General features: G+C 40.4%; 13 protein-coding genes. All 13 read right to left on the reverse strand.

Annotation, left to right across the window (positions count from 1 at the left end; translation table 11 throughout):
• Positions 1 to 71: 71 nt before the first annotated feature.
• A complete protein-coding gene (locus M992_RS00400) occupies positions 72 to 641 on the reverse strand; it encodes a hypothetical protein (RefSeq protein WP_053906915.1) in 570 nt (189 codons plus the stop codon).
• 203 nt (positions 642 to 844) lie between these two features.
• Positions 845 to 2,755 carry an exodeoxyribonuclease V subunit alpha gene (gene recD, locus M992_RS00405; RefSeq protein ID WP_053906916.1) on the reverse strand — a complete coding sequence of 637 codons (1,911 nt, stop codon included), beginning with the start codon at positions 2,753 to 2,755 and terminating at the stop codon, positions 845 to 847.
• Complete coding sequence (gene recB, locus M992_RS00410) at positions 2,749 to 6,372, reverse strand: exodeoxyribonuclease V subunit beta (protein WP_053906917.1); 3,624 nt, start codon at positions 6,370 to 6,372, stop codon at positions 2,749 to 2,751. The genes recD and recB overlap by 7 nt, the downstream gene beginning before the upstream one ends.
• Positions 6,369 to 9,257, reverse strand: a complete 2,889-nt coding sequence (gene ptrA, locus M992_RS00415; protein WP_390892471.1) for a pitrilysin — start codon at positions 9,255 to 9,257, stop codon at positions 6,369 to 6,371. Before ptrA ends, recB begins: the two co-directional genes overlap by 4 nt.
• 27 nt (positions 9,258 to 9,284) lie before the next feature.
• A complete protein-coding gene (gene recC / locus M992_RS00420) occupies positions 9,285 to 12,674 on the reverse strand; it encodes an exodeoxyribonuclease V subunit gamma (protein ID WP_053906919.1) in 3,390 nt (1,129 codons plus the stop codon).
• Entirely contained in the window at positions 12,652 to 13,029 is a 378-nt protein-coding gene (locus tag M992_RS00425; RefSeq protein WP_047255143.1) for a prepilin-type N-terminal cleavage/methylation domain-containing protein, read from the reverse strand. The genes recC and M992_RS00425 overlap by 23 nt, the downstream gene beginning before the upstream one ends.
• Positions 13,026 to 13,481 (reverse strand): YgdB family protein, encoded by a 456-nt coding sequence (locus M992_RS00430; RefSeq protein WP_047255144.1) that lies wholly within the window; start codon positions 13,479 to 13,481, stop codon positions 13,026 to 13,028. Before M992_RS00430 ends, M992_RS00425 begins: the two co-directional genes overlap by 4 nt.
• The gene (locus tag M992_RS00435; protein WP_053906920.1) at positions 13,478 to 14,077 is read right to left on the reverse strand and encodes a prepilin peptidase-dependent protein; all 600 of its coding nucleotides are present in this window, start codon (positions 14,075 to 14,077) and stop codon (positions 13,478 to 13,480) included. The genes M992_RS00430 and M992_RS00435 overlap by 4 nt, the downstream gene beginning before the upstream one ends.
• Positions 14,071 to 14,550: a prepilin-type N-terminal cleavage/methylation domain-containing protein gene (locus M992_RS00440; protein ID WP_053906921.1), complete on the reverse strand. Its 480-nt coding sequence runs from the start codon at positions 14,548 to 14,550 to the stop codon at positions 14,071 to 14,073. The genes M992_RS00435 and M992_RS00440 overlap by 7 nt, the downstream gene beginning before the upstream one ends.
• 299 nt (positions 14,551 to 14,849) lie before the next feature.
• Positions 14,850 to 15,701, reverse strand: a complete 852-nt coding sequence (locus tag M992_RS00445; protein WP_047255147.1) for a thymidylate synthase — start codon at positions 15,699 to 15,701, stop codon at positions 14,850 to 14,852.
• Between the two features lie 81 nt (positions 15,702 to 15,782).
• Positions 15,783 to 16,676 carry a prolipoprotein diacylglyceryl transferase gene (gene lgt / locus M992_RS00450; protein WP_053906922.1) on the reverse strand — a complete coding sequence of 298 codons (894 nt, stop codon included), beginning with the start codon at positions 16,674 to 16,676 and terminating at the stop codon, positions 15,783 to 15,785.
• Between the two features lie 248 nt (positions 16,677 to 16,924).
• Positions 16,925 to 19,171: a phosphoenolpyruvate--protein phosphotransferase gene (gene ptsP, locus M992_RS00455; protein WP_047255149.1), complete on the reverse strand. Its 2,247-nt coding sequence runs from the start codon at positions 19,169 to 19,171 to the stop codon at positions 16,925 to 16,927.
• 8 nt (positions 19,172 to 19,179) lie between these two features.
• Positions 19,180 to 19,710, reverse strand: a complete 531-nt coding sequence (gene rppH, locus M992_RS00460; RefSeq protein ID WP_047255150.1) for an RNA pyrophosphohydrolase — start codon at positions 19,708 to 19,710, stop codon at positions 19,180 to 19,182.
• Positions 19,711 to 19,767: the final 57 nt, after the last annotated feature.

A 19,767-nucleotide genomic window follows, 5' to 3' on the forward strand; every position in this document is an offset into this window, starting at 1 on the left:
GCACATATCTACTTTATCCAGCTATAAAAGCGCTATTTTCTCCATTGAATTAGCGCTTTTTATTCGTTGCGCTAAGCTATTTGCACTAAACGGGCTTTCTGACACAAAGGTTCACTATCTAAGTACGGTTGTAATAATTCCACCATCGCTGCAAAACTTTCACCATAAAAATACAATGCAGTTTCAGTTGAACCGTCCCAAGTTCCTTGAATAGTACCGATATCTTCAATCAGTTCATCACAACGCTCGATCACTTCATTGATATCACTATTTTGATAGACATCTTCGCTCAAATCAGAGCCATTAATATAAATAGCTAAGCCTTCTTCATGACCAAATTCAATTTCAGCTTCATCATTATTTATATGTAATTTAGAACCTTTTGGCGAGATCATGCTAGAAATCATCTGCAAAATTAAACTAATATTTTCACCATTAGCATCATCTACAGCCAATTGGATCTTACACTTTTCAGGTTCACCGTGTTCAGACAATAATGTTTCACCGCCAATGACATAAATCTCTTTATCGAGCTTTTCCATAACTTGAGTAATCGCATCTTGCAGATCAATCCTGCGTTCAGATTCTAAACGGGCATTCAAGGTGATTGTCACTGCCGATGAGGCGATATTTGATTCCATAATTATTGACCTTTTAATCTTTACTGAGCTGTTTTTAATTTGGTTGAAAACGAGTAAATAATATTCAACCATCTCAAATAGTTATTCTAAACTGTTATTCTAAATAATAGCCCCGCTAAAACCGAGTTTAGCGTTCTGTAGCAACTTTTTATTTTATGAATGATATCCAAGCTATCTATTAATAATAAACGCGATCAGAGCCATTAAGCGCAACCATTACTCGAAGTCCCAGCCGATACATCCGAACATTGTAGCAACTGTTCAGCAAGACCACTGCGACGCTGAGTTGGGGTTTCTATCGCTTTGCGTAAAATCCACGGTTCCGCATATACAGAAAGTTTATTTTTCGCTCGAGTCATCGCTGTATAAACTAATTCACGCGTGATCACCGGAGAATAAACCTTCGGTAGCACTAACGCCGTATGTTCAAACTCTGAGCCTTGTGATTTATGTACTGTCATAACAAATGCGGTATCATGCTGCGGTAATCTATTCGGTTGGATGCCTTTTATCGTACCATCTGGCAATTGGAAATAGGCTCGCAATTGACCATCGCTATCTTTCAACAAAATACCAATATCCCCATTAAATAATCCTAATGGGCTATCATTCCTCGAAATCATAATCGGTCGACCCTCATAGTGCTTATTCAACCGATTAATAGGGCGACGAATTAAGCCTTGTCGATGCAGCAATTGTTCCAGACGTTCATTTAATCCACTGATCCCAAAAGGACCTTCTCGTAGCGCAGTAAGCAGACGATAGTGGTTATATTGTTCAAGGATTATCTCCGGCGTGAGTTTAGCTTTTACACTAAGTAAATATTGGCGATAAAATTCAGCAGAGGAGAGTAGCAATTCTGCGTAATCTTGCTCGGTCATTAGTGTGTGGCTAATAACATCGTCTAACCCACTGTTAAGTATACGTTCTGCCTGTTTAGCATTACCATTATTGACGGCAAAAGCGAGTTGTCCAATCCCCGAATTAGCTGAAAATCGATAACTTTTGCGCAATAGACATAAATTATCGCGAATAACTGGTCCAGTATCTGTACTGTGTTGTGTCAGATCATAACCTGTCAGTTGCGATAATTGCTGGGCTCTTTGTCGGCTGTAGCCCGTATTAGCATAACGGCAGATATCTCCCAATACAGCCCCGGCTTCAACTGAAGCCAACTGATCTTTATCGCCTAAAAAGATCACCCGCGCATGATCAGGTAAAGCTTCGATCAATTTAGCCATCATCGGCATATCTACCATGGATGCCTCATCAACAATCAAAATATCTAATGCTAGTCGATTATCACGATGATAACGCAATTTTTGGCTCTCAGGCTGCGCACCCAATAAACGATGCAATGTTTTCGCCTGTTGCGGTAACATGCGACGCTCATCATCTGTTAATGAAATATAATTCAGTGCCGCGCCTAAAGATTCAGTAAGACGAGCGGCAGCCTTACCCGTTGGCGCTGCTAATTCAATAATAAAATCTGCTGAATCCGTCGGTTTAAGTTTTATTAAAGCCGCTAAAATACGGGCGACTGTGGTAGTTTTACCGGTACCAGGCCCGCCAGAAATAACCGCTGTTTTACTGGTAACTGCAACCGCTGCGGCTATTTTTTGCCAATCTATAGTATCGCGAGCGACATCGCCTGCGGGAGCAAATAATTGTTCTAATACTGGCGCTATCTGCTCTTGATCGACAGTGGAAATATTTACCAGAGAAAAATACTCAGCTATCTGTTTTTCATACAACCACATTCTTTGTAAATATAACGTTCTACCCGATAATATTAACGGTGAATTACGCTGTTCAGACGCCAATGAAACCGCATCACATTGCAATAAGGTTTGATAAATAGTTTCTTCGTTCGGCTCCCCTATCGCACGCCAAAAATTTTCAGCCATATCCGGATGACGACCAGAAAATAACTCTACTAACGTGATTCGATTTAGCGGTAAACACACATGCCCGGTCATTGTTTCAGCGCTCAGCAAGGCGACCACAAATAATAATACTGGATTTTCATCTTTAATTAGATAGCGGGCAAACTGCACATCTAACGCGCTAAAAAGATGTTCATCGATAGCTTTATCGAAGAGTATTTTTAGCATTTCTGATTTTCCTCCGCTTGACTAAATAGTCTATCTAACTTATCGACAAACTCCGCAGCCGGTAAATAATAGAACACACCATTTCCGGGATAATCAGCATCTATGCCTCGTAAAAATAGATAAATAACGCCACCGAAATGTTGTTCATAATTATAATCAGGTAAACGCTGACGTAAGTAACGATGCAGCGCCAAGCTATATAATTGATATTGCAGGTCATAACGATGGTCAATCATCGCTTCTTCCATAGCCTCTCGGGTATAAGCTTCAACCCCATCGCCAAGATAATTCGATTTATAATCCAGTAAATAAAATTTCCCTTGCCAATAAAAGGTTAAATCGATGAATCCCTTTAAGATCCCTTGTACCACATCAAAATTTAATGGCGGACAACGGGATGAGAGTGGATCATAATAATGAGTTAGTTCATCGACTTCATTCGCGGTGAGTAATTTATCTATCGGCAAATAAAATTGCATTTCATCAAGTTGATCTTCAGCTTTCAGCTGCGATAAAACTAATCCCTGCTCGTTCAAAGGAGTATTAAAAATAGTTTGTAACCAGGTTTTTAATATCGGTGCCCACATGGGGTCAAAGCCCGCAGATAATAATTTATCTGCTAGCCATTGTTCATCTATCAATTGCTGAAAATCAGCCTCTTCCAATACGCTATGTAAAAATGTTCCCGCCATTGCGCCTTTAGGAAATTGATGCGCAGTTAATTGTTGCTCTGCCACTTGCTCGCTGCTATCGAGTTCTCGCGCTTCACCGCGCGCATCGATATCCATTTTAGGCGCTAATGAATCTGCTAAAACTTCCGCGGAAACACTGCTAGCATTTTCATGCTGATGCGCACCATAGCTAAGCCCCGAATAACTGGTGACTTTCCAATAAGAGTTTAATTGCCGTGTAAATTTTCTAGCTGCTAATGGCTGACGATCTGGGCTGAGAGAATCAATACTTCTTATCGCGAGTGGTTTAACTTCGGCCACATCAACCCATTCACTGCGGATTTCAGCCAGACAACGATTGAGTTGTTCAATATCTCCTTCTTTACCTTGCTGAAGTAAATAACCGATGGCAGATAAATGCAGATCAGTATCGCCACTTTTTTTACGATTCCCCTTAATTAATGGCGCAATACCAACGCTACAATGATAAATAGAGCGAGTTAAAGCTACATATAACAAACGTAAATCTTCTGAAAGACGTTCTTCATCTGCCAACTCAATATTTTTCTCAGTACCAGATAGATCGAAATAAGTACGGTAATCTTGCCGGTCATGGTACAGCGCTTTTGCTTGTGGAATAAAATTGCATACAAAAGGCAGCCAAACTATTTTATATTCCAATCCCTTAGATTTATGGATAGTACTAATTTGTACCAAATGTTTATCACTTTCCAAACGCATTTGTTGGCGTTCAGACTGAGGATCAGGACGTGATATTTGTTGAGCTAACCAACGAATTAGAGCGTGCTCACCTTCCAATTGTAATGACATTTCTTGCAGTAATTCACCTATATGCATTAAATCCATTAATCGGCGCTCACCTTCTGGCGCTGATAATAAATTTTCGGCAATGTGGCGCTGGATCATCACCGCCCGCAACATAGGCAATACACCGCGTTTATGCCATAGTATGGAATAACGAGTAAATTCATCAACTAACTGCTCCCATGCTTTTTCATCATTATTCAAGCATTCAATATCTAGGCTATTTAGCCCAAATAATCCACAGGCCAAAGCGCTACGGAGCACGCGTTCTTTTTCCGGTGCTAACACGGCTTGCAGTAGCCAAAGCAAATCTTTAGCTTCTGGTGTTTCAAAAACACTTTCTCGATTAGATTGAAAGACAGAGGGAATATTACGCTGATTTAAAGCATCACGGATCAATATCGCTTCGCGGCGACTACGAACTAACACAGTAATATCTGAGGCTTTTACTGCTGCGACTGGTTTGTCATGATGATAAAATTGTGTTTTCTCTGTTCTTCCCCCTTGCAGCCACTGAGCAATTTGCTCGGCGCATTGGGTTGCCATAATTTGTTCATAATCGGTTACCGAAATCGCCTCAGACACCGGCTGCCAAAACGTCAAGGCTTTGACTGCTGTTCCATTATGATATAACTGTTTATTTGCATTATGAGGAGCAGAGCTAACATTATGGAAAGGGATTTGATCGAATAAAAATGGGTTATTCAATCGATTAAATAAACTATTTACCGCCTTAACCATTGACTCTGATGAGCGATAATTAGTCTCAAGTGTATAGTGGGCATTAACATGCTTGCGCGCCTCAATATAAGTAAATATATCAGCTCCACGAAAAGCATAAATTGCCTGTTTAGGATCGCCAATAAATAATAATCCACAGTGCTCTTTATCTCGATAAATACGCTGAAAAATTCGATACTGCTGAGGATCAGTATCTTGAAATTCATCAATCATCGCCACGGGATAACGCTGACGAATAGTATCAGCTAATAATTCGCCCCCTTCGCCACTCAATGCTTTATCCAATCGAGTAAGTAAATCATCAAATCCCATTTCACTGCGGCGCTGTTTCTCTTGTTCAATTGTTTGACGTACTTCCACAATCGCTTGTGGAATAATTAAATCGCGCAACGTTAATGGTTGAGATAAAAGATTTTCGATTCTCTGGAAAACAACATGTTCGGGCGGCTGACCACTTTTGGATTTAGTGGCTAGTATCGCCGATGAAAAACGTTCGAGATCTTTGGGTAATTGATAATCGACCGTATCACTAGCCGCCCACAAGGTTATTTTTGCAATCCATGAGGGCAAATGACGCGAACTATAACTGCGTTTATCCACATCTGATACTGAGATAATCTGATTAAAATTATCTGCATCAGTAAGCCACAGAGCCTTAATTTGCTCAATAGAGGCAATGAGCCGTTGATGACGTTCAAGTAAAGTTTCTTGATTATTCGTAGCACCCACAATAATCGGCATATCGCCCTGCAAAAAAGGCTTAATATCCGATAATAATGCATCCGGTCCCGACCATTCACTAGCAATCACTTTTGCCATTGAATAATCAAGAGGATAAAAATGTCGTCGCCAATAATCGGCACAGGCTTGTTTTTGCACTGGATATTCATCTTTCACCATGGTTTGTTCAAACAATATGCCCGATTCAAAAGCATTGTGAACCAGCATACGCTGACAAAAACCATGGATAGTATAAATCGCCGATTCATCCATTTGACGCTCAGCTAATAATAGCCATTGAGCCGCTAACAGACGCTGTTTTTCGTCCGGCATTTCAGATAATAATTGACTATATTCCGTTTGTTCCTCATAACCTTTGCCGTTACGAATGCAGGCTAAGCGCATATCATGGATACGCTGACGAATACGTCCACGTAATTCATTCGTCGCCGCTTCAGTAAAAGTAACCACCAAAATATCTTCAACTGTGAGTGGCCGAGAAAAGGCGGACTCGCCGCCTAATCCCAACAATAAGCGCAAATACAAAATGCCAATCGTATAGGTTTTTCCTGTCCCTGCTGAGGCCTCAATTAATCGCTGACCATATAACGGCAGAGTATAGGGATCTAGTTGTTGGCTCTGTATTTGCGTCTCACTCACTTCGCATCTTCCTCGATTGGCAACATTTGTTGTAATTGACTTGTGGTCTTATAAATTGTCCATCCTGGCAGCTCTGCATACTCTTGTGGTTTCTCATCTTTACCAATAACTTGAGAAGCTAAAGACATGCCTTTACGCTGAATGATGGCATTTTTATAGAAATCAATAATCTGTTGCTGTGTGGTACTTTCTAAGGTTTTAATGATTTTCTCACGCGTATCAAACGTAAATATATTGCGGGTAAAATCTGATGAATAGCGGCCGACTTCCTCGTAGAAGGTTTGTGGTGGCTGTTTCATCTCAGTAATAATCGCATTTTTATATTGTGCGAAATCTTCAGCACTTAACTTTTTCAATTTATCGAACGCAAGAGAATAAAATTGCTGATAACGTTGGTTTAAATATGCCGGTGTTTTAGCATTACTTTGCAATAAGAAACCTACGCCAGATTGCTCCCCTAAGGATGTTTTAAAGGCAAATACTGCATAACCTAACTGTTCTTGAGTACGTAATTGATCATAAAACCATGGCTGAATAATATTGGTCAAAATTCCTGCATATACTGAACTTTGAATTCTATCGTACCCGGTAGGAATAAAGATTTCCGCTAACGCATTATCAGTACTTTTTCCCTGACGATGGAAATCAGCCAAGTAATCTTTATCAATAACCACAATATCGCCACGCCACCATTGGGTACCTTTATTATTTAATAATGCATGCGCGTCTTTGATCACTTTTATACTTTGCTCTTGGGTTAGATTACCCACTATCATCGCTTGTAATGCTGAATTTTCTATCGAAGATTGACGATAATTAGTAATATCTTTCAATGAGATAGAATCTAAGACGTTTAATTTTTCTTGTTGTTCAAAATACGGTACGCTATTTAAGCGCTGCATGGTCTGCATCGCCATTTCATAGGCTTTAGCATTATTGCTAACTTCAACCTGCTCACGATACCAAGATTTTGCCTGCATTAACTCAGTTTCAGTGGGCTCAAAGCTCAAATACAGCTTAATCATTGAATTCAATAATTCCGGCAGATGCTGGGTATAACCGTTTGCACTGAGTTGTACACCTAAACCATCAGACACCGATACTGACATACCTGCGACCGACGCTTGATATTGTAATTCATCCAATTTTAGCGAGGTAATATAGTTCAGTAGCAGACTAGTAACCTGTAATTTTGCCGTTTTTTCCATCTGAGAATTTCTTAAACTCAGATTAATGCTGGCCTTAGGTTCGTCGGCAAAATATTGGCTCGGCATATACAGCAGTCGAACATTATCTTGCTGATAAACCATTTCCGGATGTGGATATTTTTTATCAGTATGAATCAATGACAAATTATCAGGAATATACGGGTTGAGTTCAGGTAAAGTAAATTTCATCCCTTTTTCTAACTCAGTCCATTGACGGTATTGCTTGGTGGTGATTTTATCAACCTGATAAGGCGCTTGTACAAAATAAGCTTCTTTATTATGAGGCTCATTAGGGCTAATAAACCAAATTCTCGCATTATGCGCAGTTAGCTGTTCTAAGCGAGATTTAATCGCTTTTGGATTAAATTGATCGGCAATATAGCTAGAATCCAATACATGCTTAACTGGAACATTTATCATCTGATCAGATAGCCATTCGATATAATTCATATCTCTGACAATCGAACCATAACGGAATGAAAGGTTTAAAACATTAGCAATTTCATCAAAATAACTTTTCTTGATACCTTGCTGTTTCAGGATATCCAGGTAGGCAAAAATAGCCGCGATAATATGATCGCGCTGCTCTAATCCTTTATCCGTTAATGTGACATAAATAGTAAAACTACCCTGATTACGATCAGTATCTGGTGAGGCACTCGCGCTTATTCCCTCCGCTAAACCTTGTTTTATCAACCAATCAGCCAATGTTCCTGGGCTGCGATTTCCAATTAAATAACCGATATATTCATCACTTTTACTGCGAAAATCAGCCATATTATTCGGTATACTGAACTCTAGCTGTAAGGCTTTTTGAGGCTGGGCAGGCACATAGTGAATAATAATCCCTTTTTCAGCCTCAGTTACCGCTGGAACCGTAATTGCAGGAACCGATGCCTGTTTATCTGGAATACGGCCAAAAGTTTCAGTTGCTAATTTTGCCATCGCCTCTAGCGATTGGTTGCTATACAACACGCCATTCATCAAATTTGCAGAATAATAGCGATTATAAAAATTAACTAATTCAGTTTGTAATTTGCTGTTCGGTTTATCTTGCAGAGTTTCTAAATTTCCCCCAGAGAAACGTGCATTCGGGTGTGCCGGATTCAACGTTTCAGCACGCACTTGCCATGCTCGCATTCCGTCACGGGCACGCGCCATTGTCAACTCAGCATTGACTGCATTTCTTTCACGATCAGCATTTTCAGGATCTAACAGTGGCTCAGCCAATGCATCCGCCAATCTATCAGTTGCTTGTGTAAACGCTTCTCCATTCTCAACTTCTAAATAAAAAGCCGTTCGGTGAGATGCCGTGCTTGCGTTGAAACTGCCACCGTGTTTTTGTAAATATTCAGACAATGCACTGGGTTGCGGATATTTTTTAGAGCCCATTAGCACCATATGCTCTAAATAATGCGCTAGCCCTAATTGGCTGTCTGGATTTTCCAAGCTCCCGACAGATAACGAAACTGCGGCCAGTGATTTTGTCGCTTTAGGATCGGAAACTAATAATACTGTCATCCCATTTTTTAATTTAATCGCTTGGTAATCTCGTTTATCGTGATCACTTTTATTAATGCTATCAGGCAATACCTGCCATAAAGGTTGAGCAGCTACAGTAAAACCTAAAATTAATAATGAACACAATAAGAAAAAACGAGCGATATTTTTGGATATAATCGACATCCTTTGATGCTCTCCCTGTTACTTTATATGCTCTGCCATTGGCAGAAGATAATGCAGCGCATTCGTCTGCACAGATTGAATAAAATCAGCATCTATTCGCCGAAAAGCGCGTAAAATATAATCATCTTCCATTTCACCTTTTTTCATTGACGATCCCTGCAAACTTTGTACTAAAATTCCATAAGCTTTCTGTTGAATTTCCTCAGAATCAAAATCAAACAGCTTGCTTTTTTTATCATAGCAAGCCATTAACCAACTCCATCCACTTTGATTCAATAACGCGAGGGGCGTATTTAAACCATCAATATAGCCTTGAATAAGCTGAGTTAAATAAACCCGGGCTTGGGCTGGCTCCACTGCTAAAAAATGCCAATGACTATTATCACGTCCTAGCGCAATGCTTTCCCCTTCACCTTCGATAAGATTAAACACCAAATGTTCAATCCATAATAAAATACCATCGTTAGCGGTTAAGTAAGCCGGTCGATAACGTAACACGCCTTGAGGCTGTACTTGCTTCAATTGTCCAGTTAAACGAAAGTCGCCAATTACTAGATCAACAGGTAAATCAATTGCCTCCTTACCTTTTGAATCTGTTTTTTGTGCTTTTACTTTCTCAGCTAATAATTCCATATCACTGATTTGCTGTTCCCAGAACAAATATCCAAACTGTTTTGCTGGCAATTGTCCCGATGTCTTTAATACCTCAAAAAAGCCCTCAGACAATTGCTCGCCAATTAATTGATTTAATAATTGTTCATTAATTTTATAGCGTAATAGATTATCAAGAATAAACGGCTCTTCTTCGGGGAGTTCGGTTTCTTCTATCGAGAAATGCACTTTTAAGCGTTGTTGGAAAAACGCCCGAATAGGATGCCGATAAAAGCGCATTAATTGCTCTATTGAGACATGATCAATTTTTTCAGCATCTGGCAATGAAACACAAAAGGGGGATTCAGCTAAACCTTCATTTTTGGCAGCTGGCAGCCATTCAGCCGCAAAACTTTGATACGGATTAGCGGGATCAAAATTATCCTCAGCGAAAGGGATCCGGCTGTGCTGAGTCACTAGATGTTGACGTAATTTTTGCGCACTGTGATCGATGTTGAGATTTTCATCGCCATTTAAGCAAAAACTTTGGCAAATATAGTCCAATAATTCATTAACTAACACCGAAGGGTTACAAATTTGATTGTCTTTGATTGATAAACCAATATAGCTGATATACAACTGCCGTTCTGCTGAATTCAATGCCTCAAGAAATAGATAACGGTCATCATCTCGTCGTTTGCGATCACCGCGCTGTGGTTTTTCCGCCATCAAATCAAAGCCGAGAGGCGGAATATTTCGAGGATAAATACCATCATTCATGCCCAATAGACAAACTACTTTAAAGGGAACTGAACGCATTGGCATTAACGTGCAAAAATTGACTGAGCCCGCTAAAAAGCGTTGACTGATTTTTTCATCATCAAAATTAATCGCAAGCTCATCACGAATTAATTTTAGCGCTATAGCATCGGAATAATGAGCGTTGATACCATTTTCAATTATTTTCTGCCATTGTTCAGCGACTAGCGCTAATACTAGCTCTGTATCGCTGTCGGCAGTAAAGAAGCGATCTATTAATTTTTGGCATAACGGCAGCCAATCTGTTAGCGATTTCTCTTGCTCCAAAATAGTACGCCATTCTTTTAGCGCATCCATTAATTGAGCCAGTTTTCCGGCTAATTGTGCCGCAAGACCACTAGATTCATCATAAGGTAAAACATTATTCCACGGCCCATGACGACTATCCATAGCATAGCCCACCAGCATTCGGCTTAAACCAAATTGCCAAGTATTTTGTCCAGTAATTGGTAATGAAAATGATTGAACGTTATCATCGTCTAGTCCCCAACGAATACCGGATTCACTGACCCACCGCCGCAGTAAACTCAATTCACTTTCATCAATATCAAAACGTTGCGCCAATGCAGAAACTTCTAGCAAAGCAAGAACTTGTTCAGTAGTAAATCGGCTTTGAGGAAGATCTAATAAGGCAATAAAGGCCTGCAAGATTGGGTGAGCCTGCCCTGCTTTACGGTCTGAAATAGCAAATGGAATATATCGTTCAAATGAAGCATTACCAAATACCGCCTGTATAAACGGGGTATAGCTATCAATATCAGCCACCATGACAATAATATCGCGTGCAGATAATGAAGGATCTTGCTCAAATAGCGCGAGTAGCCTGTCTTGAAGGACTTCGACTTCACGCTGGGGACTATGGCAAGAATGAAAAGTGACGGATTGATCGTCAGCAGATAAACGTAATTTTTGTTGGCTGGTTGCAAAACTGGCTTCATCAACCCCGAGTACGCTATGATCATCAAGATCTAAAATATCTTGTTGGATATTTTGCAGCAATGAAGCTCTCTCAGTAGGAACAAACGCTGATATCTCGTTAATATTTTCAATTTGAGAAATAAAATAGAGGTTATCACGCCCCAGTCGCCCCCAAGATGCTAATAATGGATTAGTTAAATCCTGCTCACCGTCCTCATTAAATAGCTGTTCTGCATGTTGCTCAAACTTAAAACGAGGAAGCTCATGTTTATGCTGATAATGGCGTAATTTTCGGCTTTGTAATTTAGCCAAAAATGAATAATTTTGAATATCCCCCCAATAATATTGGCAAGGATTGGTAAACATAAGATGAATATCAATATGTTGGCCAAGCGCACTTAAGGCTTGTAAATAAACCGGAGGTAACGCCGAAATCCCACAAATAAACACTCTTGAGGGCAATTTTTCGGCAAGTTGGCTATCAGTATTTAATTGCTGGATAAAATATTGATACAGATTGGCACGATGCCACTTAGGCTGCCCTAGCTGTGCGGTATATTCTGACAATTCTAGCCAAAGACGTTTTTGCCATAGTTGATTGTCGCTTAAGCCTTCGATTAATTGATTATTGTGCCAACTTTCTAACCATGAAGGGCGATAAACTAAATATTGGTCAAATAAATCGGCAATTCTACCGGCTAATTGATGCAATTTGCGTTTATCAAAATCTTGTTGCAGATAATGCTGTAACGGTACGAATTCGGGTTCATCGATCAGTTGCGGCAAAAGCGCCATTAATTTCCAAGTCATCGCATCTTTGGTAAAGGCACTCTCTTTCGGAATATCAGGTAATACGCGGCTAAACATATCCCAAATAAATGATGCCGGTAATGGGTAACGAATATTCGCTGCGATTCCAAATCTTTTGGCTAATTCAATTTGTAGCCACTGCGACATTCCGGGGCTTTGAACTAAAACGACCTCAGGCTCAAACGGGTGAGACAATGGCTGGCTTTCCATCAAATGTGCAATCAGCTGTTTTAATATATCTAACTGATTAGAATGATAAATTTGAAACATTTATGTTCTCCAGTGAACAAAACCATCGCTCAGACGAATACTCATTGGCGGTTACAACAAGTACCATTGTAACCTGCTCACAGTTAACTGATTGCTCAACAGAATGTGCAATTATTTTCCACTGTGCATTCTGTTGGCTAATGAACGAGGTAATATCGTATATCCCTGCCGCCCGTAGCTCTAATGATTGATTTAAGACTCTCAGCGCCTGAGTTCTATTCCAAATGTGATGAAAATTCAATGCGATAAATTGGTAGTAGTTTAACAGTGCTATCAACGAAATAGCAAAAATCAGCGCAGCAAATAAAGCTTCAATTAAAGCCATTCCTCTTTGGCGACTATCTTCATGATTCATAGACAAAGTCTCTTTTTATTCAATGGACAATAATCTAACCAACCTTGTTTTATTGGAGTCAGTCGCATTGATAAAGAATCTGATTTTTGCATCCATTGATACACCACTAAGTTAGTTTGTGGATCAAATTGTCCTTTTCCTGCCAATAAAAAGCCTTTTTTAGGCACATACAGTAAACAACTTTGATTGTTATTCTGTGGGTGTTGAGTACATAACCAAGATGTTGCATCAGGAATATCGATTTTCCAATCAACCGTTTTCCCCCAAGCTAATGCAGATTCCGCCTGATTAAACGCCTGAAAATAACGTTGCTCTTTGGCTAAAGTAAGCAACATTCTATTTTGGTAATAATGAAGATTTTTTAGCAGCAATAATCCCATTGTTGCTAGTACAATGACCATAATCAGAGCAACACTACCTTGCTGATTATGGTTATGCTGAGGGCAATTCATGGCTGATTTCTTAAAAAAATACTAATTTGATAATCGAAGATTTTGGTCGGAAAACGTACCGATACTAAACTGATATTTAAATGTAATAGACGGGACGTTGGCTGCCAATCAAGCGTAAATCGCTGTACGTTAATTAATAATGGATCGAATAAACTAGCCCACATATCAATATTACAAGAGTCCGCACCTCTGGCACTTTCTAACCGATGATTATTTAATCGATAAGCAAAATAATTGGAGTGCTGTTTATTGGGTTTGGCCCAGAGGCCACTATTATCTTGGTCATAGGCAAAAAGAATACATGAATGCTGTGCTTCTCCATGCTTCGCGCCCAATGTTATAGCTTCACCTACGCATTTATCGCCCAGGCAATAACCGATACGACGAAAATCTTTTTCAATATTATGCAATACACGTTTCGCATCTCTATCAATTTGATAATGAATAAAATATTGAGAAATATTAGCCACAAACATTGGATATGTTTGTACGATAGCTAAACAGACTAAGCTGCTTATCGAAAGTGCAATTAAGGTTTCTAACAAGGTAAACCCTTGCTGTAATAATCGGGTATCTTGTGGCTTAACATTCAACATTTAGACACTCCTTGTCGCTTAATTATGCTGCAAATTCGAACACGCCCTAAGGATGAAACCACGACTAATGCCCTACCAGCTTCATTTTCGAAGGTGAGACTAAACCCATGGGTGGTTCCTTGTTTTCCATAAAAACTGATATCACTGCGATTAGTGGTTATTAATAAAACATCACTAAATTGATCGGCAAAAGATGAGCGATAACTTTGGGTCCCTGCTTTGCTGTGAACCTCTAATTTCCAAGGTTCTCCTTCACTGGATATACTGATTTTTAATATTTTTTCATCGTTAAGATAAATTGCATCAGTCAATTGAGAATCAATAAAGTCAGCCACTCGTCGGACTGTTTCTAGTAATCTGATTTGCTGCTGCTGATGATGCCAGCCATATAATCCACTGGATAGAATGAGGGATAGGATCAATAGAACCACCATCACCTCTATCAAGGTAAATCCATTCTGTCGGCTTTTCATTCTCTGCTCTCATTCTTTGTTCTAGTTAATGCACGTCGGCTTATTGCGAGTAGCCACTTACCTTAAGCTATAACAGCAGTATAAAATTAATTGCGTTGCCGCATTGTGTACCTTCTCGCACACAACCCGAACTGAATGAAAAATTATGATAATTTTTGCGATGAGCTGCGCACATCAGTAAGCCTGAAATGAAAAACGCAGCCTATTAGGGTTTAATAGACTGCGTTTACTGAGGGGGAACAAACATAATGATCCAGACAACCGCTATTCAAAATAGCGGTTCGGAGTAAGCGGATCATTTATACTGTAAAAGGATATTTTATCGCTTCGTGGTACTGATAACCTTCCACGCTAAAATCATCGGTAGTCACCCAAGTTTCCAAATCGTCAAGCTGCGTAATGGCGGGATTAATTACTAACTGAGGTGACGGGTACGGTTCACGTTTTAACTGTACATCGCGCATTAATTCTAATTGATTTTCATAAATATGCGCGTTAACAATTTTATGGTAAGCCATTCCCGGCTTATGTCCGGTGATCCTCGCCATTAAAGCTAACAAAACAAAACATTGGATTTGGTTAAAATTTAATCCTAATGGGACATCGCAGCTACGCTGATAAGAGGTGAGATGCAGTGTATCGCCAAGCAGAGAAAAAGTATGGGTATGCATGCACGGGCGCAAACAGCCCATTTCAAACTCGCCAGGATTATAAAATGTAATAATTTCAGCGCGATCATCGATGCCATTTTTTAAATTATCAACGACTTTTTTTAGCTGATCTAAATGACTGCCATCGGGACGCTGCCATGAACGCCCTTGAACGCCATATACGCGCCCCATATCGTCCTCACCTTTACGATGTGGATTATTAAGCCATGCTTGGTTATCATTAGCGTTAGCATTCCAAGTATTACACCCAATCTCTCTAAATTGGGCTGCATTATCATAACCTCTTAAATAACCTAATAATTCAGCGATAGCAGCTTTAAAAAAACTCTTACGGGTAGTGATTAATGGAAACTGATTATGTGCTACATTATATTCTAAATCGGCATTAATAACGGTTAAACAACGCACACCGGTCCGTTTATTTTCAATCCACTGCCCTTGGTCAATAATGCGCTGACATAGCGCCAAATACTGCTTCATAAGATTCTCTCATTAAACAGCCTCGCCAATCATAGCAAGGCTGAATATTTCATTAAAATATCTGAGTTATATTAGTTATCGTTAGGATTTTTCACGGCTATCAGCTTGTGTAGCTGGTATATTTTTACCGTATTTGTAGGCCCATATCATCATTAAAATACCGGCGATAATCATCGGAATAGATAATATCTGCCCCATACTTATCCCACCAAACAAGCCTAACTGAGCATCTGGCTGACGGAAAAATTCGACAATAATACGGAATGTGCCATAACCAATTAAAAATAGCCCTGAGACACTGCCCATCGGCCGGGATTTACGTACAAATACATTCAAAATAATGAACAGAACAATCCCTTCCAGCACCATTTCATATAATTGAGATGGATGACGAGGCAATACACCGTATTGATTGATAACCTCAAATAGCGAAGGATCTTGAGCCGCTAGTTGTAAATCTGCGCTACGTGAAGTTGGGAATAACATCGCCCATGGCGTATCAAAAGTAACGCGTCCCCATAACTCGCCATTAATAAAGTTACCAATACGTCCCATACCTAAACCAAAAGGTACTAATGGAGCAATAAAATCAGCCACTTGTAAAAAACGACGGTGCGTGCGATGTGCAAACCACATCATCGCCAAAATAACCCCAATTAAGCCGCCATGGAATGACATTCCTCCATCCCAGACTTTAAATAAATATAGCGGATCATCAAGAAATACCGGCAAGTTATAAAACAAAACGTAACCTAAACGGCCACCAACAAATACCCCAACAAACCCGATATAAAGTAAATTTTCAACTTCATTTTTGCTCCAGCCACTGTTGGGTTTTGCCGCCCGGCGATTCGCCAACCATAGGGCAAATACAAAACCTACCAGGTACATAAAACCATACCAGTGAAGCGCGACAGGTCCGATCGAAAACATCACCGGATCAATCTCTGGAAGCACCAGATAGCTATTATTCATCTTTCCCCACTATTGTCTTTATACCCATGATTGTCGCTATCCAAGCTGCGATTAATACTAAATAATCTATATTTACACCATCCTGCGGGTAAATTCGCTTGGATATCGATGGAATTTATTGGAATTACAAACCGTACAATATTTTTTGTGCGGTAAATAATACTGATACGTTAAAAATCCGCAAACCAAATTATTTGAGGTTTCCAATTTATATTGCCATCTTTCCCCACAAAAAAAGCATAAAATAACTAAATACCGCCACGAACTAAACCGCCAATTCCCCTGAGCTCCATATAATCTGTAGTCAATTGCTTCACTTGATGGCTAGTTTCTGCAACTAAAATCGATGAAAGTAACGGTGCCATTACTTCAGCCGATAAATGACGGATAAGATATTTAATCCGCGGTACGCTGCGACCGCTCATACTTAAATTACGGTAACCTAATGCCAGTAATACCATCGCCCCCAAAGGCTGTCCGGCCATTTCTCCACAGATACTAACCGGAAGTTGCATTTTTTGACACTCATCAATCGCCAGTTTCAAAAAACGAATAACCGCAGGATGCAAATGATCATAAATAGCAGCTACATGAGTATTATTGCGATCAACAGCCAAAAGATACTGAGTTAAATCATTGGTTCCGATAGAAATAAAATCTATCCGCTGGCGTAATTGAGGGATCAAGAAAACCAATGAGGGCACTTCCAGCATAACGCCGATGGGCGGTAATGAAATTGATTGTTCTAAAAATAGCTCAACTTCTTGCTTCGCCCGTTGGATCAGTTTTAATGCTTCATCAACTTCATCGATACTGGTGACCATCGGCAACAAGATTTTTAAATTATTGCTTTGCGCGTTGGCTCGCAACATGGCGCGTAATTGGATCAGGAATATCTCCGGTTGATCGAGCATAATTCGCATACCCCGCCAACCTAAACATGGATTTTCCTCATTAATCGGCATATAAGGCAGCTGTTTATCTGCCCCGATATCAAGAGTTCTTAGCACTACCGGCTTGTCTGGGAATAACTGAAGCATCTCTTGATAAAGCAGCTTTTGTTCATCTTCGGAGGGAAAGGCATTTTGCAGCATAAACGGTAGCTCTGTACGATACAGGCCGATACCATCCACACTTTGGTTGATTTTTTGCTCGTATTTCAAACTAAGACCCGCATTTAACTGGATAGAGACAGTTTCTCCATCAAGTAACTCGGCTTGCTGCTGTAATGTCCCTTCGGCTAACCGGCTAAGAACTTTTTCTTCTTCAATTATCTGACGGTATTCTTGAGCAATGATATTTTCTGGCTCAATAAAGATTTCACCGCGATAGCCATCAAGAATTAATAAACGGTTATGCAATAATGACGGCTCAATATCTGCCCCCATAATTGCCGGGATCCCCATGGCGCGAATTAAAATCGCCGAGTGTGAATGGGTTGCCCCATCGCGCACAATCACACCGGCTAATTGTTCAATCGGGATCTCTGCCAGTAAGTTAGCGCTGAGCTCATCGGCGACTAAAATAAATCGTTCAGGCCACTGTTCAGTGGCCGTTAAACTATCATCCAGATGGAATAATAAACGCTGCCCTAGAGCGCGTAAATCGGAACCGCGTTCGCGTAAATAGAGATCATTTAGCTGCGAAAACTGGTTAACATAGTCTTCAATGACTGATTTCACCGCCCATTCAGCGATTAAACCTTGTTCGATAGTAGCAAATAAGCGTTTTCGCAGCTGGGAGTCATTAATCAAGTGATTATAAAGATCGAAAATCGCCGCACTTTCTTTTTGCGCGCTGGCTAAAAATCGTTTACTAATTCGCCGACATTCAGCGCTTGCATCTTCCAGCGCTTCAGCCAACCGATGACGTTCCGCATCAATATCAAGAGCGCATGCCTGACACACATGTTCTAAAAGTGGCTGTGACATATCGCGCCAACCATAAGCCATGGCTATCCCATTAGCGATAGGTAAGGCCTTGATTCGATTTTGTCGATATTGACCAAAAATCCCTTTGGCTTGAGCCTGGGCTAATATGGCAGCCAGCTGCATTGATAAAGTCACCAGAAATGACTCTTCGGTTTCATTAAATAAACGACGCTCGCGCTGCTGAACCACTAAGACACCAAGTAGTTGACGGCGATAAACGATAGGAACACCGAGAAAAGCACGCATCTGCCCTTCTCGAAGTTGAGGTAATAATTTGAATTGAGGGTGTTCACGGATATCGGCAAGATTGAGCATTTCAGATTGGCGGCCAACAGCACCGACCACACCTTCATCAAAACCTAAGCGAACCGCAATCCCTTTGGGCTTTTTCAGGCCTTGGGTAGCCATTAAGTAATAGCATTGGCGTTGGCTATCTGCTAGATAAATAGAACATACATCTGTCTGCATCGCATGACAGGTTTCAGTCACTAACAGTTCCAACGCCTCTGCCAAAGTTGTTGCCATCGCAACTTTTTCAACAATCTCCCGCAAACGCGCCAGCATAAATCCGCCTAAAACCGCCTACGGCGATGAGAATAAACAGTACGTTGCATAGGTTGTGGCTCCTGCATTGGCATCACTACAGGCGCAAATTCTTTCATTACGCGGCGATACACTTCGCGTTTAAAAGAAACCACTTGTCTGACAGGATACCAATAACTAACCCATCGCCAGCCATCAAATTCCGGCGATTTACTGCGTTGCACGTTAATTTCATTCTCGTTGCTTTGTAATTGCAATAAAAACCAACGCTGCTTCTGACCGATACACACGGGTTTTGTATCCCAACGCACCAAACGCTTGGGTAATTTGTAACGTAACCAATTTCGGGTAGACGCAAGCAGTTTAACATCTTTGCGATGTAAACCGACTTCTTCATAGAGTTCCCGATACATAGCCTGTTCTGGTGATTCCCCGGGATTAATCCCCCCTTGAGGAAACTGCCATGAATGTTGGCCATAGCGACGAGCCCACAAAACTTGCCCTTGCCGATTACAAATTACAATTCCTACATTCGGGCGGTAGCCATCATCATCGATCACCAGACTACCTCAATAACCAAATTTGAAAGATAGCTAATTGTTTCATACATACCCCAG

Source organism: Moellerella wisconsensis ATCC 35017 (assembly GCF_001294465.1).
Lineage (GTDB): Bacteria > Pseudomonadota > Gammaproteobacteria > Enterobacterales > Enterobacteriaceae > Moellerella > Moellerella wisconsensis.

Coding starts and splice junctions, on each gene's coding strand:
- M992_RS00435 (WP_053906920.1), bottom strand. CDS start 14,077: ATGTTGAATGTTAAGCCACAAGATACCCGATTATTACAGCAAGGGTTT.
- M992_RS00400 (WP_053906915.1), bottom strand. CDS start 641: ATGGAATCAAATATCGCCTCATCGGCAGTGACAATCACCTTGAATGCC.
- M992_RS00440 (WP_053906921.1), bottom strand. CDS start 14,550: ATGAAAAGCCGACAGAATGGATTTACCTTGATAGAGGTGATGGTGGTT.
- M992_RS00430 (WP_047255144.1), bottom strand. CDS start 13,481: ATGAATTGCCCTCAGCATAACCATAATCAGCAAGGTAGTGTTGCTCTG.
- M992_RS00425 (WP_047255143.1), bottom strand. CDS start 13,029: ATGAATCATGAAGATAGTCGCCAAAGAGGAATGGCTTTAATTGAAGCT.
- recC (WP_053906919.1), bottom strand. CDS start 12,674: ATGTTTCAAATTTATCATTCTAATCAGTTAGATATATTAAAACAGCTG.
- lgt (WP_053906922.1), bottom strand. CDS start 16,676: ATGAATAATAGCTATCTGGTGCTTCCAGAGATTGATCCGGTGATGTTT.
- ptsP (WP_047255149.1), bottom strand. CDS start 19,171: ATGCTGGCGCGTTTGCGGGAGATTGTTGAAAAAGTTGCGATGGCAACA.
- M992_RS00445 (WP_047255147.1), bottom strand. CDS start 15,701: ATGAAGCAGTATTTGGCGCTATGTCAGCGCATTATTGACCAAGGGCAG.
- recD (WP_053906916.1), bottom strand. CDS start 2,755: ATGCTAAAAATACTCTTCGATAAAGCTATCGATGAACATCTTTTTAGC.